This is a genomic window from Mesorhizobium loti, assembly GCF_013170705.1.
Taxonomy (GTDB): Bacteria; Pseudomonadota; Alphaproteobacteria; order Rhizobiales; family Rhizobiaceae; genus Mesorhizobium; species Mesorhizobium loti_D.
This window is the reverse complement of record NZ_CP033334.1, coordinates 1-22,523: the sequence shown is the minus strand read 5'-3', so window position 1 is coordinate 22,523 and position 22,523 is coordinate 1. Positions and strand designations below refer to the sequence as shown.

Genomic DNA, 22,523 nt, shown 5'->3' with positions numbered 1-22,523 from the left:
GATGAACGATCGCACCTGCATCGTCACCCGCAAGCAGGCCGAACCGGATGAACTGATCCGGTTCGTCGTCGGCCCGGATTCGGCCGTCGTTCCCGATCTCAAGAGAAATCTGCCCGGCCGTGGTTGCTGGGTGAGCGCCGACCGCCTACATATTGACAAGGCGGCGGCCAAGAACCTTTTTGCCCGCGCCTTCAAGGCACAGGTGGTTGTGCCGCCGGATCTTGGCGGCATGGTCGACGGGCTGCTCTCCCGATCCGCGCTGGGCATGTTGGGTCTCGCCCGCAAGGCAGGCGCGATCGCGCTGGGCGCCACCAAGGTTGAGAGCGCCGTGCGCGGCGGGCTGGCGCTTTTCGTGCTCCACGCGACCGAGGCATCCGACGATGGCGTGCGCAAGATCAGCCAGGCGCGACGGGCGACTGTCCATCTCGGTGGCCCTTCCACCCTTGCCTACAAACTTTTCTCCGAGGCCGAGTTGAGCTTGGCATTGGGGGGTACAAATGTGATACATGCTGCCGTCCTCGCGGGAGACGCGGGTAAGGCGGTCCAGAAGCGCATGGTTGCGCTCGACCGATATCGGGGCGGTACCCCGGACGATCTGGCAATGCTTGCGGCCGTTGCTGACGAAGATGAGCCCGCAGAGGATATGGAATGAGCGATACGAAATCGGGCGACGACAAGACGTTGAGTGTTACACCGAAGAAGACCTTGACGCTGAAGCGCCCCGGCATGGAACAGGGCACCGTGCGCCAGAACTTCTCGCATGGCCGTACCAAGTCGGTCGTGGTCGAGACCAAGAAGCGCAAGTTCTCCCTGCCCGGCGACAAGCCGGAGCCGGTTGCCGCTGCCCCTGTGCCTGTCTTCACGCCGAAGCCGCCGGTCGCGGCAGCGCCTGTCGTGCAGGAAGCGCCCAAGGCGCCGCCTCCGCCTCCGCCGCCAGCTCCGGTCGAGCGCAGCGGCATGGTGCTGAACGAATTGTCGCGCAGTGAAATGGAAGCCCGCCGCAGGGCGCTTGAAGGGTCCAAGGTCCGCGAGGTCGAAGACCGTCAGCGCGCCGCCGAGGAAGCCAAGCGCCGCGCCGAGGACGAAGAGCGCCGCAAGCGGGAACGCGAGGAATCCGCGCGCCGCCAGGCCGAGGAAGAGGCACGGTTGCAGACCGAGGCCGAATCGCGCCGTCGCGCCGAGGAAGAGGCACGCCGCCGCGCGCCGCAGGCCGCGGAACTGGCAACCGTCGACGAAGAGGAAGAGGTCAAGCCGAAGCGGACGGGCGCAGGTGCGCCGGTACGTCGCCTGGTCACGCCCGAAGTGGCGCGTCCGGCCAAGCCGACCAAGGGCGAGGAAGATCGTCGCCGTGGCAAGCTGACACTGAATTCCGCGCTTTCCGACGAGGATGCGCGGGCTCGTTCGCTGTCGTCGATGCGTCGACGCCAGGAGAAGTTCAAGCGCGCGATGCACAATGAGCCGCGCGAGAAAGTCATGCGCGAAGTGATTCTGCCCGAGACCATCACCATCCAGGAACTGGCGCAGCGCATGTCCGAACGTGCGGTCGATGTGGTCAAGTTCTTCATGAAGCAGGGCCAGATCCTGAAGCCGGGCGACGTGATCGACGCCGATACGGCCGAGCTGGTCGCCACCGAATTCGGCCACACGGTCCGCCGCGTCGCCGAGTCCGACATCGAGGAAGGCCTGTTCAACATCGCCGATCGTCCGGAAGACCTCGTGTCGCGTCCGCCGGTGGTGACCATCATGGGCCACGTCGACCACGGCAAGACGTCGCTGCTCGATGCGATCCGCAATGCCAATGTCGTCTCCGGCGAGGCCGGCGGCATCACCCAGCATATCGGTGCCTATCAGGTCGAGAAGAATGGTCAGAAGATCACCTTCATCGATACGCCCGGCCACGCCGCCTTCACGGCGATGCGTGCCCGCGGCGCCCAGGCCACCGACATTGCCATCCTGGTGGTGGCCGCCGACGACAGCGTGATGCCGCAGACGATCGAATCGATCAGCCATGCCAAGGCGGCCGGCGTTCCGATCATCGTGGCGATCAACAAGATCGACAAGCATGACGCCGATCCGCAGAAGGTGCGCTCGGAACTGCTGCGCCATGAGGTCTTCGTCGAATCCATGGGCGGTGAAGTGCTGGACGTCGAAGTGTCGGCGACCAAGGGCACCAATCTCGACAAGCTGCTCGAGGCGATCCTGCTGCAGGCCGAAATCCTCGACCTGAAGGCCAATCCGGACCGTACCGCCGAGGGCGTCGTCATCGAGGCGCAGCTTGACAAGGGCCGTGGTCCCGTCGCCACCGTGCTGGTACAGACCGGAACCTTGATGCCGGGCGACATCCTCGTCGCCGGCAACGAATGGGGTCGGGTGCGCGCTCTGGTCAACGATCGCGGCGAGCAGATCAAGGAAGCGCCGCCGGCGATGCCGGTCGAGGTGCTCGGCCTTCAAGGCACGCCACAGGCTGGCGATCGCTTCGCGGTCGTCAACAACGAGGCCCGCGCCCGCGAGATCACCGAGTATCGCCAGCGTCTGGCGCGCGAGAAGGCGGTGGCCAGGCATGCCGGCCAGCGTGGCTCGCTCGAACAGATGATGTCGCAACTGCAGACGAGCGGGCTGAAGGAATTCCCGCTGGTCATCAAGGGCGACGTTCAGGGTTCTATCGAGGCGATCAACGCCGCGCTGGACAAGCTCGGCACCGACGAGGTGCGTGCGCGCATCGTCCATGCCGGCGCCGGCGCCATCACCGAAAGCGACGTCTCGCTGGCGGAGACTTCGGGTGCCGCGATCATCGGCTTCAACGTTCGCGCCAACGTGCAGGCGCGCGCCGCGGCCGCGGCCGCGGGCATCGAGATCCGCTATTACTCGATCATCTACAACCTCGTGGATGATGTGAAGGCGGCTCTGTCGGGCCTGCTGTCGCCGGAGCGTCGCGAGACCTTCATCGGCAATGCCGAGATCCTCGAGATCTTCGACATCACCAAGGTCGGCAAGATCGCCGGCTGCCGTGTCACCGAAGGCAAGGTCGAGCGTGGCGCGGGCGTACGCCTGATCCGCGACAACGTCGTCATCCACGAAGGCACGCTGAAGACGCTGAAGCGCTTCAAGGACGAGGTTTCGGAAGTTCCCGGCGGCCAGGAGTGCGGCATGGCCTTCCAGAACTACGAGGACATGCGCGTCGGCGACATCATCGAGTGCTTCCGTGTCGAGATGGTGACCCGGACACTCTGAGTTCGCGTGACTTGTCGGTATCGGGTGGTGGTCGAAAGACCGCCGCCCCAAGCCTTTTGAGAATGACCCGTTTGAGACATGCGGCACGGTCCCACCCCGCGCCTCACGCTTTCAGGATTGAGAAAAATGCCCCGTTCCACCACATCCGGCCCATCCCAGCGCATGCTGCGCGTCGGCGAACAGGTGCGCCATGCCCTGTCCGAAACCCTGCAGCGCGGCGAGATCCTCGACCCGTTGATTGAAAATTCGGTCGTCTCTGTCTCGGAAGTGCGCATGTCGCCCGATCTGAAGATCGCCACCGCCTTTGTTTCCCCGCTCGGCGCCAAGGATGCCGGCGCCGTCATCGAGGCGCTCAACAAGCATGCGAAATTCGTCCGTGGCCGTGTCTCCGGCGCGCTCCGGCAGATGAAATACATGCCGGAGTTCCGCTTCCGGCTGGATACCTCCTTCGACAATTTCGCCAGGATCAACGACCTGCTGAAGTCGCCCGAAGTGGCGCGCGATCTCGATGCGGACGGCCAGGACAAAGACGAAGACAAGGACAGCAAATAATGGCGCGCCGCGGCAAGAAGAAGGGCCGGCCGGTCTCCGGCTGGGTGGTGCTCGACAAACCGGTCGGCATGGGCTCGACCGAGGCTGTCTCCAAGATCAAGTGGCTGTTCCAGGCGGAAAAGGCCGGCCATGCCGGCACGCTCGATCCGCTGGCCTCCGGCATGCTGCCGATCGCGCTCGGCGAAGCCACCAAGACCGTGCCTTACGTGCAGGACGGCGCCAAGATCTATCGTTTCACCGTCGCCTGGGGCGATGAGCGCTCCACCGACGATCTCGAAGGGCCGGTGACGAAGAGCTCCGACGTGCGTCCGGCGGAAGCCGAGGTCAGGGCGCTGCTGGCGAAATACACCGGCGTCATCATGCAGACGCCGCCGCAATTCTCGGCCATCAAGATATCAGGCGAACGCGCCTATGACCTTGCCCGGGAAGGCGAGACGGTTGACATCCCCCCGCGCGAAATCGAGATCGGTCGTTTGGAGATCATCGAGCATCACGCCGATCGCACGGTTTTCGAGGTCGAATGTGGCAAGGGCACCTATGTGCGCTCGCTGGCTCGTGACATGGGCCGCGACCTCGGCTGCTTCGGCCATATTTCCGACCTGCGCCGGGTCGAGGTCGAGCCGTTCACGCAAGAGGATTTCGTCACCATCGCCGAACTAGAGGCGGCCCGCTTCGGAGTACAAGGTGAGGACAGACCGGAGCCCGCCGACGGCGCCGAGCCGATAGAAATCCCCGTCGACTTCGATGCCATCGATGCGCTTCTTGTCGACACATCGGCGGCTCTCGACTGCCTGCCGCAGATCGCCATCAGCGATGATGCGGCGACCAAGATCCGTCTCGGCAATCCGGTCATCATTCGCGGCCGCGATGCGCCGGTGGAAGCCGAGGAGGCCTGCGCGACGGCGCGCGGCAAGCTGGTCGCCATCGGTGCGATCGAACAGGGCATGTTCAAGCCCAAGCGGGTCTTTGCCGGCTGACGCAATTCCGGGAAAAGGGTGAAACGGCGTTCGAAATTGCGAGAACAAGGTTCTAACTTCACGTCGACTCTACGCTCGAGGGGCACATGGCAAAAGCCGAGGCGGTGAAAAAGCGGGCGCCGGTGAAGACAAGGCGGCCGCCGGTCGGCGCCTCGCCGGGTACGCTGATCGCCGATCCGGCGGCGCGGCGCTCCGAATTGCGGCTGACCTTGATCTCGCCGCAGAAGTTCAAGACCATCGACAATGCCAGCATCGCCGATGTCGAGGCCAATTGCCGGAAATGGCCGGTGATCTGGCTCGACTGCACCGGCCTCGCCAACATCGGGCTGATCGAGGAGATCGGCCGCATCTTCAGCCTGCATCCGCTGGCGCTTGAGGATGTCGTCAACACCGGCCAGCGGCCGAAGGTCGACTTCTTCGAGGATCATGCCTTCGTCGTCGTGCGCATGATCGACGATGTCACCTCGCATCGCTACGAACAGATCGCTCTCTTCCTAGGCGAGAACTTCGTCGTCACCTTCCAGGAGCGCGAGGGCGATCCGTTCGACCCGGTGCGCAAGCGCATCGAGAGTTCGGCGCCCAACCGGTTGCGGACCCGTGGCGCCGACTATCTGGCCTACGCGCTTATCGACGCTATCGTCGACAGCTATTTTCCGCCGATCGAGGGAGCCGGCGACCTGGTCGACAGCATCGAGGATGAGATGCTGCATTCGCCGCACAAGCATCAGATGCGGCAGCTGCACGAATTGCGGCGCGACGCCAATGTGCTGAAGGGCGTGCTGTGGCCGATGCGCGATGCGTTGGCGACGCTGATCCGTAACGAGGTGCCCTATGTCAGAGCCGAGACCAAAGTCTTCCTCAATGACACGCTCGACCATTCGCTCAGGTTGATCGAACTCGTCGAGACCCAGCGCGACATGCTGACCGGCCTGATCGAGATGCATCTGTCGCTGAGCCAGGCGCGCACCAACGACGTCATCAGCTATCTCACCATCGTTTCGGTCATCTTCATGCCTCTCACCTTCCTGGTCGGTGTCTGGGGCATGAATTTCGACCCCCAGAGCTCGCCGTGGAACATGCCGGAGTTGAAGGCCTATTACGGCTATCCGGAAGCGCTCCTGTTCATGGCTGTTATCGCGGTCGGCCTGGTTGCGTTCTTCAAATGGAAGAAATGGCTTTGACTGCGGCGAAACTTGCCATTTTGGGCTGAAAAGCCGGCTTGGTGAATTGGGCTGGTGTTTTGCCGGGAATTGCACTATATGCGCCGCAGCATAGCGCCACGACGCTTTGCTTGCACCGGCCCCTGCTGGACGACATCCCGGCTGAGGGCGACCCGTTTCCTCAAACAGATAAGGAAAAACACGATGTCGATTACTGCCGAGCGCAAGAAGGAATTGATGGGTGAATTCGCTACCGCCAAGGGCGATACCGGGTCTCCGGAAGTCCAGGTGGCCATCCTTTCCGAGCGCATCAAGAACCTGACCGACCATTTCAAGGACCACAAGAAGGATAACCATTCCCGCCGTGGTCTGCTCGCTCTCGTGTCCCAGCGCCGCAGCCTGCTTGATTATCTCAAGCGCAAGGACGACGCGCGCTATCAGACACTGATCGAGAAGCTCGGTCTGCGCCGTTGACGAATTGACCGGCGGGCTCCTTCAAGGAGTCCGCCGGTCGCGCATTCGAGCCCGGGTCAACCTGATCTCGAATGCATGACTGGAGCGCCGCGCACCCTTCCGGATGCCGGACGGACGCTCCAAAAGTAGAATTTGCGCATGACGCGTTCCGTAAGCCGTGGGTTTCGGGGTTGTGCGCAGGCCAGTCGATCGATTGGTCATATCCGGCTTCGAGCGCGCAGAGGGCCACTCGAAGCCACCCATGGACGGTCATGGGGCAGGATTGCAGGACGCTCGTAAGGCCACCGCGCCGATGAAACCCGAGCCTCCCGTTGTCTTGCCCGTGGCTGCCCGAGAAAGGAAGCCAGAGGAAAGGGCACCCGCGCACGCTGAAACGGCGCGGCCTTTCCTCATACAAAGGACAAGACATGTTCAATCAACACAAAGTGGAAATCGAATGGGGCGGTCGCCCGCTCATCCTCGAAACCGGCAAGATCGCGCGCCAGGCTGACGGCGCTGTACTCGCCACCTACGGCGAGACCAAGGTTCTGGCGACCGTCGTTTCGATGAAGGAGCCCAAGCCCGGCCTGGATTTCTTTCCGCTGACCGTCAACTACCAGGAAAAGACGTACGCCGCCGGCAAGATCCCGGGCGGCTATTTCAAGCGGGAAGGCCGTCCGAGCGAAAAGGAAACGCTGGTTTCGCGCCTCATCGACCGCCCGATCCGTCCGCTCTTCGCCGACGGCTACAAGAACGACACCCAGATCGTCGTCACGGTCGTCCAGCATGACCTCGAGAACGATCCGGACATCCTGTCGATCGTTGCCACCTCGGCCGCTCTGACCCTGTCGGGCGTTCCCTTCATGGGCCCGGTCGGCGGCGCGCGCGTCGGCTACATCAACGGCGAATACGTTCTCAACCCGCACATCGACGAGATGCAGGAATCCAAGCTCGACCTCGTCGTCGCCGGCACCGCCGACGCCGTGCTGATGGTTGAGTCGGAAGCCAAGGAACTTGGCGAAGAGCTGATGCTCGGCGCTGTCATGTTCGGCCACAAGGGCTTCCAGCCGGTTATCGACGCCATCATCAAGCTGGCCGAAGTTGCCGCCAAGGAGCCGCGCGACTTCACCGCGCCCGACTATTCCGCGCTCGAAGGCGAAATGCTCAACATCGTCGGCGACGAGCTTCGTGAAGCCTACAAGATCACCGACAAGCAGAAGCGCTATGCCGCCGTCGACGCCGTCAAGGCCAAGGTCAAGGCCGCGTTCGCTCCGGCCGAAGGCGAAGAGCCCAAATACACCTCCGAGCAGATCGGTTCCGTGTTCAAGGAACTCCAGGCCAAGGTCGTGCGCTGGAACATCCTCGACACCGGCTCGCGCATCGATGGCCGCGACCTGAAGACGGTCCGCAAGATCGTTTCCGAAGTCGGCGTGCTGCCGCGCACCCATGGTTCGGCGCTGTTCACCCGCGGCGAGACCCAGGCGCTGGTCGTTGCCACGCTCGGCACCGGCGAAGACGAGCAGTATGTCGATTCGCTGACCGGCATGTACAAGGAGAAGTTCCTCCTTCACTACAACTTCCCCCCCTATTCCGTCGGTGAGACCGGCCGCATGGGTTCGCCGGGCCGCCGCGAAATCGGCCACGGCAAGCTCGCCTGGCGCGCCATCCGGCCGATGCTGCCGAGCGCTGACCAGTTCCCCTACACGCTGCGCGTCGTCTCGGAGATCACCGAGTCCAACGGCTCTTCGTCGATGGCCACCGTCTGCGGCACCTCGCTGGCGCTGATGGATGCTGGCGTGCCGCTGGCCAAGCCCGTTGCCGGTATCGCCATGGGCCTGATCAAGGAAGGCGAGCGCTTCGCGGTTCTGTCCGACATTCTGGGTGACGAAGATCACCTCGGCGACATGGACTTCAAGGTCGCCGGCACCGCCAACGGCATCACCTCGCTGCAGATGGACATCAAGATCGAGGGCATCACCGAGGAGATCATGAAGATCGCGCTGGACCAGGCCAAGGATGGCCGCCAGCACATCCTCGGCGAAATGGCGCATGCCCTGACCGGCGCCCGCGCCGAACTCGGCGAGTTCGCGCCGCGTATCGAGGTCATGCACATCCCGACCGACAAGATCCGCGACGTCATCGGTTCGGGCGGCAAGGTCATCCGCGAGATCGTCGAGAAGACCGGCGCCAAGATCAACATCGAGGACGACGGCACGGTCAAGATCGCTTCCTCGAACGCCAAGGAGATCGAGGCGGCGAAGAAGTGGATCCACACCATCGTCGCCGAGCCGGAAGTCGGCGAGATCTACGAAGGCACGGTCGTCAAGACTGCCGACTTCGGCGCTTTCGTCAATTTCTTCGGTCCCCGCGATGGTCTCGTCCACATCTCGCAGCTCGCCAATGAGCGCGTTGCCAAGACCTCGGACGTCGTCAAGGAAGGCGACAAGGTCTGGGTCAAGCTGATGGGCTTCGACGAGCGCGGCAAGGTCCGCCTGTCGATGAAGGTCGTCGACCAGGCCACCGGCAAGGAAATCGTGCGCGAGAAGAAGGCCGAAGGCGAAGAAGACGCCGCCTGAGCGACCTGACAGAAAAAGCGGAACGGGCGCGGCTTATGTCGCGCCCGTTTTCGTTTGGAGCAATTCCAGGAAAAGTGCGTGGCGCTTTCCCCACGGGAATTGCGCAAGACCATGGGGAACACGGCTATGCCCGCTGAGGCGCTGAAGACGCTTTTCCATCCGTTCGAGGCCGAGGCTCTTGCCATGCCGCGAAAGGGTGAGCGCATTCTTTTCCTCGGCGCCGAGCCTGGCCTGCGCTTGCCGTCGGCGTTCGAGGCCGGGCTACATCTCGTACAAGGCTTCCGGCCGCATTTCCGCGCGTTGCAGGCGGCGGGTTTCACGGTCGCGCCGCAACCGGTGGGTGATGGTTTTGATGCCGCCCTGGTGCTCGCTGGCCGCCATCGCGGCCAGAATGAACAGCGTATCGCCGAGGCTCTCGAGCGCGTGGTGCCGGGCGGACTGATCGTCATCGCCGGCGGCAAGGACGAGGGCGTTGCCAGCCTGCGCAAGCGCGTCGACGAACTCGTGCCGCTCGACGGGCATATGCCGAAATATCACGGCATTGCCTTTTGGCTGCGCTGTCCGGCGGATATGCGGGCTGCCGCGGCACTGCGTGCCGCCAACCCGGCGCAACTGGTGGAGGGCCGGTTCCGCACCGAGCCTGGCATGTTCTCCTTCGATCGCGTCGACGCGGGTTCGAAACTACTGGCCGACAATTTGCCTGGCGATCTCCGTGGCAATGCGGCTGATTTCTGCGCCGGCTGGGGCTATGTGGCGGCTGAGATGGCTACCCGTTCGCCGGGCTTGTCGGGGCTCGATCTTTACGAGGCGGATTTCGATGCGCTGGAGGCTGCCAAGGGCAACCTCGGCGGCACCGTGGCGCAAGGCTTCTTCTGGACGGATCTGCTCGCCGAGCCTGTCGAGCGCCGCTACGACGTCATCGCCATGAACCCGCCCTTTCACCGCAGCCGTGCGGCGGAGCCGGAGATCGGCGCCGGCATGATCCGCGCGGCAGCCAAGGCGCTCAAGCCCGGTGGCAGGCTGGTCATGGTCGCCAACCGCCAGCTTCCCTACGAGCCCGTGCTGTCGGCCGCCTTTGCCAGCCACGCCGAGCTTGCCCGCGACGGCATGTTCAAGGTGTTTGTCGCGCGTCGCTGAAACGATGCGTATCGCGCTCAGTGCAGATTGGCGACGCGTCGGACCTCGTCGGTGGCTTGCCCGCCACCAAGGCCGATCCTGAGCGGCGCCGGCCGGCCGAACAGGTAACCTTGCACCACCTCGCAGCCGGCTGCCCGCAGCAGCGTGGCCTGGCTCTCGGTCTCGACGCCTTCGGCAATGATGCTGACGCCAAGTGCACGCGAAAGCCCGACAATGGTCGAGACGACGGCGCCGGAGCTGGAATCGGTATCGATGCGGCTGACGAAGGAGCGGTCGATCTTCAGCTTGCCGAAGGAGAAATCGATCAGATAGCTGAGGTTCGAGTAGCCGGTGCCGAAATCATCGACGGCAACGGAGATGCCCATTTCGGCCAGCTCTTTCAGGATGACGGCAGCGCGATCGCGGTCCTGCATCATCGCCGTCTCGGTGACTTCCAGCTCCAGCCGTGACGGCTTGATCCCGGTGGCCCGCATCGTGTCGCGCACGATGCCGACGAAGTCCTTGGTCATGAACTGGACCGGCGAAATATTGACGGCGACGAAACAGTCGTCTGGCAAATGCCGGGCGTCGTTGCAGGCTTTGCGCAGGACCCATTCGCCGATCGGGTTGATCATTCCGGTTTCCTCGGCAATCTGGATGAACTCCATGGGCGGGATCATGCCTCGCTCAGGATGGTTCCAGCGGATCAACGCCTCATAGCCGACGATGCGGCCGCTCGGCAGGTCGAGTTGTGGCTGATAGTGGAGGTCGAAATCGCCACGCTCGAAAGCCGTGTGCAGCTCGGATTCCACCCATTGGCGATAATCGGCGACTCGTCCCATCTCGCTGTCGAATACCGACCAGTTGCCAACGCCGCTGGCGCGCGCATGCTGCAGCGCCAGGTTGGACCTGCGCAGGATAAGGACCGGATCGACACCATCCTTGGGCATGGCCACGATGCCCACGGACAGGCTCACCGATTGCTGATGGCTGCTGAGTTCATAGGGTTCCATCATCTCGTCGATGAGCCGCTCGATCATGCCCTCCATCGTCCCTTGGATCTGGTGATCCGGCAGCAGTACCGCGAACTCCCCGGCACCGATGCGCCCGATCAGGGCGCGTGCGGGCACGCTGTCTTGTAGTCGCCTGGTGAAGGCGCGGATCAGCTCGTCGCCCTGGCTATAGCCAATCGCATCGTTGATCTGCTTGAACCGGTCGATGTCGATGTCGATCAGGAACACCGGTTCCCCGGTCCGGCTTGTCACGCATGCCGCCTCGGCGATCTTGCCGACCATCGCCGGCCGCGCCAGAAGTCCCGTCAGCTTGTCGAAATGGGTTTCGTTGAAAACGAAATCCGCCGATTCATCGACGCCGGCGAAGAAGGACATTGCAGCCACCGATGCCGCGAGCGCGCAAAGCGCAGCCATGATCGCGACCATCATGTCCGCCGATATGCCGGCAAACCCGGCGCCGAGACCGTGCTTCAGACCCCAGATGCCGAGGACGAAACTGCCAATGCCCGAACTTGCTATCGTGAGCAGTCGGAACACCGGTGTTCGCTTCGGGTTGCTGACGGCAGGCATTCAAAGGTCCCCAGATTGCGGGCCTCTATAGCGGAAATCCTCTTAAAATGAGTTTCCGCGAATGCATCCAATTTTACTGGAGAGGATTATTTCTTTACTGGAAAAGGACCATTTCCGCGAAACGGCACCATCCATGTTTCCCGAAACGTGTCGCCTTGACCCGTTTCAGTACTCGTTAGCCATCCGTCTGCTTCAATTCATCGAGCGTCGGCATCGAGACGATGTGATAGCCGGAATCGACATAGTGGATTTCGCCGGTGACGCCGGAAGCCAGGTCGGACAGCAAATAAAGCGCCGAGCCGCCGACCTCGTCGATGGTCACGGTACGGCGCAGCGGCGAGTTGCGCTGCTGGTAGGAGAACATGTGGCGGGCGTCCGAAATGCCGGCGCCGGCAAGCGTGCGCACCGGCCCCGCCGAGATGCCGTTCACCCGGATGCCGCGCGGGCCATAGTCATTGGCGAGGTAACGCACGCTGGCCTCGAGGCCGGCCTTGGCGACGCCCATGACATTGTAGTTCGGCATGACGCGGACCGAACCGGCATAGGTCAGCGTGATCATCGAGCCGCCCTGCGTCATCAGGGGCGCGGCATTGCGGGCGACCTCGGTGAAGGAGTAGCAGGAGATCACCATGGTGCGGACGAAGTTGTCGCGGCTGGTGTCGGCGTAAAGGCCCTTCAACTCGTTCTTGTCGGAAAAGCCGATGGCATGGACGACGAAATCCAGTCCGCCCCAGGCATTGCCAAGCGTCTCGAACGTGGCGGTGACCGAAGCGCTGTCCTCGACATCGCAGGGAACGACCAGCGACGCGCCCAGCCTGTCCGCGAGCGGCTTGACCCGGCGGCCGAAGGCCTCGCCTTGGTAGGTGAAGGCGAGCTCCGCCCCATGTTCGGACAATTTCTGGGCGATGCCCCAGGCGATCGAATGATCGTTGGCGACACCCATGACAAGCCCGCGCTTGCCCTTCATCAATCCGTCCATGTCAGGCAATCCTTCTAGAAAAACGCTGGCGTTATGCGGAATAGCGCTGGAAAACGAGCGTCGCGTTGGTGCCGCCGAAACCGAAGGAATTTGACAGGACGGTGTCGATCTTGGCGTTGTCGATGCGCTTTCGCACGATCGGCATGCCCTCGAATTCAGGATCGAGCGTTTCGATATGGGCGCTCTCGCCGATAAAGCCGCCTTGCATCATCAGGATCGAATAGATGGATTCCTGCACGCCGGCCGCGCCCAGCGAATGGCCGGTCAGCGATTTCGTCGAGGTGATGAACGGCATCTTCTCGCCGAACACCTCGCGGATGGCGCCCATTTCCTTGGAATCGCCCACCGGCGTCGAGGTGCCGTGGGTGTTGATGTAATCGATCGGCGTGGAAACCGTCGCCAGCGCCTGGCGCATGCAGCGGACCGCGCCTTCGCCGGAAGGCGCGACCATGTCGTAGCCGTCCGAGGTCGCGCCGTAGCCGACGATCTCGGCATAGATCTTGGCGCCGCGCGCCTTGGCATGCTCCAGCTCTTCCAGCACCAGCACGCCGGCGCCGCCGGCGATGACGAAGCCGTCGCGGTTGACGTCATACGCGCGGGACGCGGCTGATGCCCTGTCGTTGAACTTCGACGACATGGCGCCCATGGCGTCGAACAGGTCCGACATGGTCCAGTCGAGATCCTCGTGGCCGCCGGCAAAGACGATGTCCTGCTTGCCCCACTGGATCAGCTCGTAGCCATTGCCGATGCAATGCGCCGAGGTCGAGCAGGCTGATGAGATCGAATAGTTGACGCCGTGGATCTTGAACCATGTGGCAAGCGTCGCCGACGCGGTCGACGACATCGCCTTTGGCACCGCGAACGGACCGATGCGCTTGGGGCTGCCGTTCTTGAGCGTGGTTTCGGCCGCCTCGACAATGGTACGGGTGGAGGGGCCGCCCGAGCCCATGACGATGCCGGTGCGCTCGTTGGTGACGTCGCTTTCGCTCAAGGCGGCATCCGCGATCGCCTGATCCATGGCGACGTGGTTCCAGGCCGCGCCCTGTGACAGGAAGCGCATCGCGCGACGATCGATCATGGCGGTCGGGTCGAGTGTAGGTGCGCCCCAGACCTGGCAGCGGAAGCCATGTTCGGCGAAGGAATCGGAAAAGCTGATGCCGGATCTGGCGTCATGCAGCGAGGTCTGCACCTCGTTGGCATTGTTGCCGATCGACGACACGATGCCGAGGCCGGTGACTACGACACGTCTCATTCGCAACTCCTTCCAGGGATGCTGGCCAGTGGGTCGGCCAGAACTGCGGTCAAGCGACCGCCGACTGCTTGGACAGACCGACCTTCAGGTCGGTAGCCGCATATATGGGCTCGCCATCCGCCTTCATCCAGCCATCGGCGATGCCGAGCACCAGCCGGCCACGCATCACGCGCTTGAAATCCACGCCATACTCGACCTTCTTGACCGATGGGGTGACCATGCCCTTGAACTTGACCTCACCGGTAGACAGCGCCATTCCCTTGCCGGGTTCGCCGAGCCAGCCGAGATAGAAGCCAGTCAACTGCCACAAGGCGTCGAGGCCGAGGCATCCCGGCATGATCGGATTGCCGATGAAATGGCAGGCAAAGAACCACAGGTCCGGCTTGATGTCGAACTCCGCCCGGATGAAGCCCTTGTCGAAGGCGCCGCCCGTCTCGCTGATTTCGGTGATGCGGTCGAACATCAGCATGGGCGGGTAGGGCAGCTGGGCATTGCCCTCTCCGAACAGTTCGCCGCGGGCGCAGGCCAGCAATTCTTCGTAGTCGTAGCTGGATTTACCCGCCATCAATCTCGTCCCCATATCGTCCGGGCGGTAGCGCGCCCTTGTCGTTGGTGTCCTAACACAATCTGTTTCAGGCCGGAAACCGGCGTTTGCGCTTAACCCGCCAGTCTGCCCGGGTCAATGCGCGCTATTGATCGCATTCGGACGACAGAATATATGTCAGCAGGGGTCCGGTTTCGGCAGACGTTCATTTTTTTGCCATTCTGGGCGTGTCTTGAAGCGGGACTGCAAGCTTGGAAGACCAGATGGACCGGGGCTGCCGGAAGGAAAATGTCGCTGTGGACAAGCGGGTGCGCGAAGCCGGCCTGAGGCCGACGCGCCAGCGTATTGCGCTGGCCGACCTGCTTTTTGCCAAGGGCGACCGCCATTTGTCGGCCGAGGAATTGCATGAGGAGGCGCTGGCCGCCGGCGTGCCGGTGTCGCTGGCCACGGTCTACAACGCACTCCACCAGTTCACCCAGGCGGGACTGCTGCGCATCCTGGCCGTCGAGGGCGCCAAGACCTATTTCGACACCAACACCTCCGACCACCACCATTTCTACGTCGAAGGCGAGAACCGGATTTTCGACATTGCCAGCGGCCCGGTGACGATCACCAACCTGCCGGACCCGCCCGAGGGCATGGAAATCGCCAATGTCGATATCGTGGTGAGATTGCGCCCCAAGCGCCGGGAATGACCGGCAGGACCAGAACAATCGACCAGGCCGGAATAATCGGCAAGGGATGAAACCCCCGACCTGACAATCCGGCTCGAATCGGCAGTCGTGGCGGCCTGCACCGCCCAAATCGCCATCGACCGCGCATCGGGCTTATGGCCTGAAGCTGCCAACCGGCTTTCAGGATACCCATCCCGGCTGTATCGGCCGCGAACGGAGCGACCTCAGTCCTTGACCCGCTCGCCGGGATAGGCGCCCCAGACCGCCGACTGGGCGAGCCAGCCGGTGTGGCCGTCAAGCGTCATTTCGCACCACTGGCCGTCGCAGGTCTTGATCGTGCCCATGACGCCCGGCTCGACGATCGCCACGACCCTGGCGTCCTTGTCCGGACTTTTCATGAGATTGATCTGGCCACCCTTGCCGCGCTGCCAAGGCGCGATGATGGCGGTGCGCCGGCCCGAAAGCATCGACTGGTTGATCCAGCCCTCCGAACCGTCCGCATCGCGCACGCGGCGCCATGTATCAAATTCCTGGATGACCTCCATCGGCAGGCCGGCCTTCACATACATCCAGTTGACGGAGTAGTTGGCGCCCGGACCGACGCGCGAGTTGACGCGCGCTGGCTTGAGGCTGACGAATCGCGGCAGCGGCAGGCCGCTCGGCCCGAGCGTGACGCTTTGGGCGGGTGCTGCCGCGCTTTGCGCCACGGCAAAGGGAGAATAAAGCAGAGCGCCGAGAAATGCTGCGCTTAGGGTCAGGCGAAGCGACGCGAAACCAGACACTTTCGTTCCTTTCGGCGCGGGCTCGATGACCTCGGCGCCCCTTTTTCTTTGTCTTCGGCGGCACCGCTTGTTACATGGGTAAATCGGCTACCGCGACCGGCTTTCAGTTTCGCCGGTCTTGGTTAAAGAGGTCTCAACGAGGGAAACAATGCCAGGCAAAAAGAAGCCTCTCGTGGTCATCACGCGAAAGCTCCCCGACCCGGTCGAGACCCGCATGCGCGAGCTGTTCGACGCGAGGCTGAATGTCGAGGACAGGCCGATGACGCAGCCGGAACTGGTTGCCGCGGTCAAGGAGGCCGACGTGCTGGTGCCGACGGTGACCGATCAGATCGACGCGGCGCTGATCGCCCAGGCCGGCGACAACCTCAAGCTCATCGCCAATTTCGGCAACGGCGTCGACAAGATCGACGTGGCCGCGGCCGCCAGGAAGGGCATCACCGTCACCAACACGCCCAATGTCCTCACCGAAGACACCGCCGACATGACCATGGCGCTGATGCTGGCGGTGCCGCGCCGGCTCGCGGAAGGCGCCAATGTGCTCACCGGCGACAAGAAATGGGCCGGCTGGTCGCCGACCTGGATGCTTGGCCGGCGCATCTGGGGCAAGCGGCTCGGCATTGTCGGCATGGGGCGCATCGGCACGGCCGTCGCTCGGCGCGCCAAGGCCTTCGGCCTCTCCATCCACTACCACAACCGCCATCGCGTCCTGCCGGCCGTCGAGGACGGGCTTGAGGCGACCTATTGGGAAAGCCTCGACCAGATGCTGGCCCGTATGGACATCATCTCGGTCAATTGTCCGTCGACGCCGGCGACTTTCCATCTTCTGTCGGCACGGCGCTTGGCTCTGCTGCAGCCCACGGCCTACGTCGTGAACACCGCGCGCGGCGACATCATCGACGAGGAAGCGCTGGTCAAGCTGATCCAGGACGGCAAGATCGCCGGCGCCGGCCTCGACGTCTACGAGCACGAGCCGGCGCTCAATGCCAAGCTGCTCAAGCTCGCCGCCAGGAACAAGGTCGTGCTCCTGCCGCATATGGGCTCGGCGACGCTCGAGGGCCGCATTGACATGGGCGAGAAGGTCATCATCAATATCCGGGCGTTCGTCGATGGCCACCGCCCGCCGGACCGCGTTCTGCCGCTCAGGACCTGACGGGCTCGACGCCTTCAAGTGAAAGCCAAAGGTTACGAAAGCGCCTTGCGCATGGTGATCGAGGTCGGCCTGACGTAGCCGTCATGCGCCGTCCGTTCGGTCTCGCGAAAGCCGAGGCGGGCAAAGACGGCGTGGTTGGCGGTGAGCTCGATCCGTGTCTGCAACTCCAGGGCTGCCTTGCCGTGGTCTAGAGCGAGCAGTTCGACCGACCGCATCAGCCGCCGGCCAATGCCTTGCCCATGGCAGTCCGGGTCGACGGCGAGCTTGCCGACGTAAAAATCATGTGCCCTTTCAAGAGCGAAGACGCAGCCGACGATCCTGGCACCGTCGAGGGCCACCAAACCGGTCTCCCGCCCGGCCTTGTCGCGCAGTGTGTCTACGGTGAGCAGGTGAGCAGAGGACGGCGGGTCGATAACGCCGTCCATGAAGGCGAAGGCACGCATGATCAGGGAAAGCAGCTCGTCCCAACGATTGAAGCCGACCGAAATGCGGTCGATGGAAAGGGGCATTTTTTGCGTCAAGGTCAGCGCCTGGCGTAGCGGATCGTTTCGAAGCGTGCGGCAAGCGCATCGTAAAGCAATAGCCTGCCGACCAGCGGCTCGCCGATGCCGGTGATCAGCTTGATCGCTTCCATCGCCTGCAGCGTTCCGACGACGCCGGTCAGCGCTCCAAGCACCCCGGCCTCGGCGCAGGACGGCACAAGGCCCGGCGGTGGAGCTTCGGGGAAGAGATCGCGATAGCCCGGGTTCGGCTTGCCATCCTTACCGTTCTCGAAGGGCTTCAGCACCGTCACCGAGCCGTCGAAGCGACCGACAGCGGCATGCACCAGCGGTTTGCACGCGCTTGCGCAGGCATCGGCCACCGTATAACGGGTCTCGAAATTGTCGGAACCGTCGACCACAATGTCATAGCGAGAGACAAGGGCCGGGGCGTTCTCCGCGCTCATCCGGAACGTGTGCGTCTCGACCGCGGTGTTGGGATTGATGCGGGTGATTGCCGCCTTGGCGCTGTCGGTTTTCAGCATGCCGACCGTATCGGTGCCGTGGATGACTTGGCGTTGCAGATTGGACAGCGACACGGTGTCGTCGTCGATGATGCCGAGCGTGCCGACGCCTGCGGCCGCGAGATATTCGAGCACTGGGGCGCCCAGCCCGCCGGCGCCAATCACCAGGACCCGTGCTTGTTTGAGTTTCTGCTGGCCCGGGCCGCCGACCTCGGGCAGCACTATGTGGCGGGCGTAGCGTTCGATTTCGTCGGAGGTCAGCGCGGTGGTCATGTCAGGACCATATAGCGGCTGAAAAACCTTGTCAGGGCCCTTCGGTTGGCCCAACCGTGCCGTGGTCTACGGTGAGGAACTGGGCGCGGCCTTGCAAGCTGGAAAACAGCGCGGCATCGGTTCCCGTCATGAATGCCTGGCAATTCAACTCCTCGAGGATCGAAAACAGCGCCGCCCGCCGCCCGCCGTCGAGATGAGCGGCGATCTCGTCGAGCAGCAGGATCGGCGTCAGGCCCGACATTTCGCCGGTCAGCCGGGCATGTGACAAGACGATGCCGACCAGCAGTGCCTTCTGCTCGCCGGTGGAACAGAGTTCGGCCGGCATTGCCTTGGGCCTGTGTCTCACCAGGAGATCGGAGCGGTGCGGCCCTTCGAGCGTTCGTCCCGCGGCACGGTCACGATCGCGGCCATCGGCGAGCGCCCGTCGGAACCGCTCCTCGACGTCGACTGCCGGCGCGGCGGAAACGTCTGTTTCCAGATCGCCAGAAAGGCTGATGTCGGCCTGCGGGAACGGCCCCGTGTCGGGCAGCCTGTCGATCATGGCGGCAAGCAGGCGCACCAGTTCGGCGCGTGCCGCAGCAATGGCGACGCCGGTTTCGGCCATCTGTATCTCGATCGCTTCGAACCAGCGGTCGTCCCGAGACCCATCCGTCAGCAACCGGTTACGGCCGCGCATCGCCTTTTCGTAGTCGAGCGCCCGCTGCCCATGGCCGGGATCGATTGCCAGGACCAGCCGGTCGAGAAAGCGTCGGCGATCCGCGGCCGGTCCAGTGAACAGCGCGTCCATTGCGGGCGTCAGCCACACCACCCGCAGCCATTCCAGCATGTCTTCGGCCGATCTCGCGGTCGCGCCGTTGATGCGAACCCGCCTGCCGCCTTCGCCCTCACCGCCGGAAATACCCGTGCCGATCTCGACCTGGCCGTCAGGCCCGTCGAGACGGGCGTGCAGCGCAAAGCCGCCATCGCCGCCCTCGCGTGCGACGTCGGCGTAGGGCGCACGGCGCAAGCCGCGTCCCGGCGTCAGGAAGGAGATTGCTTCGAGGAGATTGGTCTTGCCGGCGCCGTTGTCGCCGGAAAAGACCACGGGCCCCGGGGCGAGATCGATCGCCAGCGAGGCGTAGTTGCGAAAATTAGTAAGTGTAAGCTTACTTATATGAGTTTGTGCCGGCAACCGCTATCCGCCTGTAGAAGTCGCCATTGTTGCTGCCGCGGGTCCCGTCGCAGAGCCGGATCGATGATGCGGCGCCGGCTATACCCGCATCGGCATCAGCACGTAAAGCGCCGTCTCGTCGGCCATGTCGTGGATCAGCGTCGGCGAACCGGCGTCGGCCAGCATGAATTTGGCTTCCGTGCCGGTCAGCTGCGCGGCGACATCGAGCAGATATTTGGCGTTGAAGCCGATCTCGATCGGGTCGGACGAATAATCGGCCGCCAGTTCCTCGGTGGCGCTGCCCGAATCCGGATTGTTGACCGCAAGCGTCACCTGGCCTTCGCTGATCGAAAGCTTCACCGCGCGGCCGCGTTCGGAGGAGATGGTCGAGACGCGGTCGACCGCGGCGGCAAAACTCTGGCGGTCGAGGATCAGCTTCTTGTCATTGCCGGTCGGAATGACTCGCTGATAATCGGGGAAGGTGCCATCGATCAGCTTCGAGGTCAGGACCACGCTGCCGATGGTGAAGCGGATCTTGGTGTCGGATAGTTCGGTCGTAACGGCGACATCCGGGTCGTCTACCAGCTTCTGCAGCTCGCTCACCGTCTTGCGCGGAATGATGATGCCCGGCATACCCTCGGAGCCCGCCGGCGCATCGATTTCGGCGCGCGCCAGGCGGTGGCCGTCGGTGGCCACCGAGCGCAGCTTCAGCTTGCCGCCGACTTCATGCGTGTGCAGGTAGATGCCATTGAGATAGTAGCGTGTCTCCTCGGTGGAAATGGCGAACTGCGTCTTCTCGATCAGCCCCTTCAGAGCAACCGAGTCGAGCCGGAAGATATGCGAGAAGGATCCGGCCGAGAGCTCGGGGAAATCGGATTGCGGCAGGCATTGCAGGCGGAAGCTCGATCGGCCCGACGTCACCGTCATGGCGTTGCCGTCTTCATCCGTCTTCAGCATCACCTCGGCGCCGTCCGAGAGTTTGCGCACGATATCGTAGAGCAGGTGCGCCGGCACCGTCGTCGCGCCGCCGCGCTCGACCTTGGCGGGCGTCGCTTCCGTCACCTCCAGATCGAGGTCGGTCGCCTTCATTTCGAGGCTGGCGCCCTCGGCGCTGAGCAACACATTGGACAGGATCGGTATCGTGTTGCGCCGTTCGACCACGCGATGAACGTGGTTGAGCGACTTCAGGAGATTTGACCGTTCCAGGATAACACGCATGACGAAACAGGCTCGCTTGAAAGGATGAGCGGGTCTCCGGCTGGCGGCGCCCCGCGAAAGGTCTGAACAGGCTCAGAATCTGCGTAAACTGACAGGAAAAAGCCAGCAAACGCAAGCCCGCGCCGCCGGTTCCGGCCGGCCGCGCGGGCTTTCTGGGGATAAAGGCCGCGAAGACCGCCGCGCAGGGTACTGAAACCGGAATCCGGATCGTCGCCAGCCACTGGCTCGAGCCCATCTCAGGGGTGCCGCCGAGCAGGCAAGCCATTGAATTCCGATGCGGTTCTGGCTTGCCTGTCTCGGATCCATCAGGCCTGGTCGTTGATCAGCCGTCGCAGCAGCTCGAGTTCCTGCGCCAGCGTGTTGTCATTACCGGACAGGTCCTCGATCTTGCGCACGGCGTGCAGCACCGTGGTGTGGTCACGGCCGCCAAAGCGCCGTCCGATTTCGGGCAGCGAGCGCGGCGTCATCACCTTCGACAGGTACATGGCGACCTGCCGCGGCTTGACGATGGTGCGCGTGCGCCGGTTGGACAGCAACTCCGTCTTCGAGACATTGTAGTGGCGTGCCACGATGCGCTGGATATCCTCGATGCGAACCCGCTTCGGCTCTCCGGTGCGATAGATATGGCCGAGGATCTCGTCGATGCGGTCGATGGTGATCTGCGGCTCGAACGACTGGCGGAACAGCAGCTGATTGAACGCGCCTTCCAGTTCGCGTCCGCTGCCGGTCACGGTGCGGGCGACGTGATTGAGGATTTCGTCTGAAATGTCGAGCGACGCGTCGTCTACCCGGGCCGTGGCCAGGCGCAGCTTGAGCATGCCGAGGCGCATGGCGAAATCAGGCGCCGACATTTCGAGCGCGACGCCGCCGTTGAGGCGCGAGCGGACCCGCGGCTCCAGCGATTCCAACTCCGACGGCGGCCGGTCGGCGGCGACAACGACTTGCTTGGCGCTGTCGAGCAGCATGTTGATCAAATGGCAGAATTCATGCTGGATCGACTTGCCCTGCAGGAACTGCATGTCGTCGATGATCAAGAGGTCGATGTCGCGCAGCTGTTCCTTGAGCGTCAGCGCATTGTTGTCGCGGATCGCCGTGGCGAAGCGCCACATGAAATATTCCGCGGTCAGATAGACGACGCGCGACTTGGGGTTCTGCTTAAGCGATTCCGCCGCGATGGCCTGCAGCAGATGGGTCTTGCCGAGCCCGACGGTCGCGTGCAGGAAAAGCGGATTGAAGCGCACCGCGCTCGACTGCGATTCCGCCACGGCCTTGGCGGCGGCGAAAGCCACCCGGTTCGACGGGCCTTCGATGAAGGAACCGAACGTGTAGCGCGGGTCGAGCGGGGATCCCAGCACATTATGGCGGAACTCGCTCTCGATCGCGGCGCCCGGACGCGGCACCGGGGGACGTTCCACCCTGCCGGGGCTCACGGTGCCGGCGGCCAATGCCGTTTGCGTCTGCCGTGTCATCTTGCGTGCCGGGGCCAATTCCGGTTCCGCATGGCTGCGCCCCTGGCGGGTGGCCGTGCGCACCACGATCTCGATCTTGAGGAGATCGGCATCCTCCTGCTTCCACAACTCGGAGATGAGGTCGAGATAGTGGCCGTTGATCCACGAGCGCAGGAACGCGGTGGGCACCGAGATGCGGACAATGCCCTTGGATGCCTCCGCGACCTTCATCCGGCCGAACCAGCTCGAATAGACTTCAGCTCCCAGGCGCGCCTTCAACTGGGTCTTGACCCGGTCGAACTTCTGTTCCGCGTCGCTGGAGACCGCCATCTCGTTTGCTCCGATCAAAGTTCCAGGAAATGGGAGGTCGCCCGTAAGCTCCCTTTCGATGCCGCTCTGCAT

The 22,523-nt window shown here is 63.4% G+C and carries 20 protein-coding genes; 10 read left to right on the top strand and 10 right to left on the bottom strand.

All coding sequences use genetic code 11. The annotated features are described in order from the left end of the window. The first annotated feature begins 1 nt into the window (after position 1). The 8 genes from EB815_RS00100 to EB815_RS00065 all read left to right on the top strand — a co-directional run bounded on the left by EB815_RS00100 (position 2) and on the right by EB815_RS00065 (position 10,086). Positions 2-652 carry an RNA-binding protein gene (locus tag EB815_RS00100; protein ID WP_056570447.1) on the top strand — a complete coding sequence of 217 codons (651 nt, stop codon included), beginning with the start codon at positions 2-4 and terminating at the stop codon, positions 650-652. Further along, complete coding sequence (gene infB / locus EB815_RS00095; protein WP_056569927.1) at positions 649-3,231, top strand: translation initiation factor IF-2; 2,583 nt, start codon at positions 649-651, stop codon at positions 3,229-3,231. The genes EB815_RS00100 and infB overlap by 4 nt, the downstream gene beginning before the upstream one ends. A 126-nt stretch (positions 3,232-3,357) precedes the next feature. After that, complete coding sequence (gene rbfA / locus EB815_RS00090; protein WP_056569929.1) at positions 3,358-3,783, top strand: 30S ribosome-binding factor RbfA; 426 nt, start codon at positions 3,358-3,360, stop codon at positions 3,781-3,783. Continuing rightward, entirely contained in the window at positions 3,783-4,760 is a 978-nt protein-coding gene (gene truB / locus EB815_RS00085; protein ID WP_056569931.1) for a tRNA pseudouridine(55) synthase TruB, read from the top strand. The genes rbfA and truB overlap by 1 nt, the downstream gene beginning before the upstream one ends. A gap of 86 nt (positions 4,761-4,846) precedes the next feature. Further along, the gene (corA, locus tag EB815_RS00080) at positions 4,847-5,941 is read left to right on the top strand and encodes a magnesium/cobalt transporter CorA (RefSeq protein WP_056569933.1); all 1,095 of its coding nucleotides are present in this window, start codon (positions 4,847-4,849) and stop codon (positions 5,939-5,941) included. Between the two features lie 78 nt (positions 5,942-6,019). Continuing rightward, a complete protein-coding gene (gene rpsO, locus EB815_RS00075; RefSeq protein WP_269465810.1) occupies positions 6,020-6,394 on the top strand; it encodes a 30S ribosomal protein S15 in 375 nt (124 codons plus the stop codon). A gap of 407 nt (positions 6,395-6,801) precedes the next feature. After that, positions 6,802-8,949, top strand: coding sequence for a polyribonucleotide nucleotidyltransferase (gene pnp / locus EB815_RS00070; protein WP_056569938.1), 2,148 nt, complete (start codon positions 6,802-6,804; stop codon positions 8,947-8,949). Between the two features lie 126 nt (positions 8,950-9,075). Next, entirely contained in the window at positions 9,076-10,086 is a 1,011-nt protein-coding gene (locus EB815_RS00065) for a class I SAM-dependent methyltransferase (RefSeq protein ID WP_056569940.1), read from the top strand. Positions 10,087-10,103: 17 nt separating this feature from the next. Here EB815_RS00065 and EB815_RS00060 read toward each other — a convergent pair whose 3' ends face one another. The 4 genes from EB815_RS00060 to fabA all read right to left on the bottom strand — a co-directional run bounded on the left by EB815_RS00060 (position 10,104) and on the right by fabA (position 14,444). Continuing rightward, complete coding sequence (locus tag EB815_RS00060; RefSeq protein ID WP_056569943.1) at positions 10,104-11,648, bottom strand: putative bifunctional diguanylate cyclase/phosphodiesterase; 1,545 nt, start codon at positions 11,646-11,648, stop codon at positions 10,104-10,106. 175 nt (positions 11,649-11,823) lie between these two features. Beyond that, positions 11,824-12,627, bottom strand: coding sequence for an enoyl-ACP reductase FabI (gene fabI, locus EB815_RS00055; protein WP_056569944.1), 804 nt, complete (start codon positions 12,625-12,627; stop codon positions 11,824-11,826). 31 nt (positions 12,628-12,658) lie between these two features. Then, positions 12,659-13,879, bottom strand: coding sequence for a beta-ketoacyl-ACP synthase I (gene fabB / locus EB815_RS00050; RefSeq protein WP_056569945.1), 1,221 nt, complete (start codon positions 13,877-13,879; stop codon positions 12,659-12,661). Positions 13,880-13,928: 49 nt separating this feature from the next. Continuing rightward, positions 13,929-14,444 (bottom strand): 3-hydroxyacyl-[acyl-carrier-protein] dehydratase FabA, encoded by a 516-nt coding sequence (fabA, locus tag EB815_RS00045; RefSeq protein WP_010913332.1) that lies wholly within the window; start codon positions 14,442-14,444, stop codon positions 13,929-13,931. Positions 14,445-14,686: 242 nt separating this feature from the next. Here fabA and irrA point away from each other — a divergent pair, with 242 nt between their 5' ends. Next, entirely contained in the window at positions 14,687-15,118 is a 432-nt protein-coding gene (gene irrA / locus EB815_RS00040; RefSeq protein ID WP_056570449.1) for an iron response transcriptional regulator IrrA, read from the top strand. A 203-nt stretch (positions 15,119-15,321) separates the two neighbouring features. Here the strand turns inward: irrA and EB815_RS00035 are convergent, their stop codons facing one another. Next, positions 15,322-15,879 (bottom strand): SH3 domain-containing protein, encoded by a 558-nt coding sequence (locus EB815_RS00035; protein ID WP_056569947.1) that lies wholly within the window; start codon positions 15,877-15,879, stop codon positions 15,322-15,324. A 148-nt stretch (positions 15,880-16,027) separates the two neighbouring features. Between EB815_RS00035 and EB815_RS00030 the strand changes: the two genes are divergently transcribed. Further along, positions 16,028-17,029, top strand: coding sequence for a 2-hydroxyacid dehydrogenase (locus tag EB815_RS00030; RefSeq protein WP_056569949.1), 1,002 nt, complete (start codon positions 16,028-16,030; stop codon positions 17,027-17,029). A 32-nt stretch (positions 17,030-17,061) separates the two neighbouring features. On the opposite strand, the gene EB815_RS00025 is transcribed toward EB815_RS00030, so the two are convergent. The 5 genes from EB815_RS00025 to dnaA all read right to left on the bottom strand — a co-directional run bounded on the left by EB815_RS00025 (position 17,062) and on the right by dnaA (position 22,523). After that, positions 17,062-17,538: a GNAT family N-acetyltransferase gene (locus EB815_RS00025; RefSeq protein ID WP_056570451.1), complete on the bottom strand. Its 477-nt coding sequence runs from the start codon at positions 17,536-17,538 to the stop codon at positions 17,062-17,064. A gap of 14 nt (positions 17,539-17,552) precedes the next feature. Continuing rightward, the gene (locus EB815_RS00020; RefSeq protein WP_056569951.1) at positions 17,553-18,305 is read right to left on the bottom strand and encodes a molybdopterin-synthase adenylyltransferase MoeB; all 753 of its coding nucleotides are present in this window, start codon (positions 18,303-18,305) and stop codon (positions 17,553-17,555) included. 31 nt (positions 18,306-18,336) lie between these two features. Further along, complete coding sequence (gene recF, locus EB815_RS00015; RefSeq protein WP_056569953.1) at positions 18,337-19,476, bottom strand: DNA replication/repair protein RecF; 1,140 nt, start codon at positions 19,474-19,476, stop codon at positions 18,337-18,339. 78 nt (positions 19,477-19,554) lie between these two features. After that, the gene (gene dnaN, locus EB815_RS00010; protein WP_010913340.1) at positions 19,555-20,673 is read right to left on the bottom strand and encodes a DNA polymerase III subunit beta; all 1,119 of its coding nucleotides are present in this window, start codon (positions 20,671-20,673) and stop codon (positions 19,555-19,557) included. A gap of 305 nt (positions 20,674-20,978) precedes the next feature. Then, positions 20,979-22,523, bottom strand: a complete 1,545-nt coding sequence (gene dnaA, locus EB815_RS00005) for a chromosomal replication initiator protein DnaA (RefSeq protein WP_056569957.1) — start codon at positions 22,521-22,523, stop codon at positions 20,979-20,981.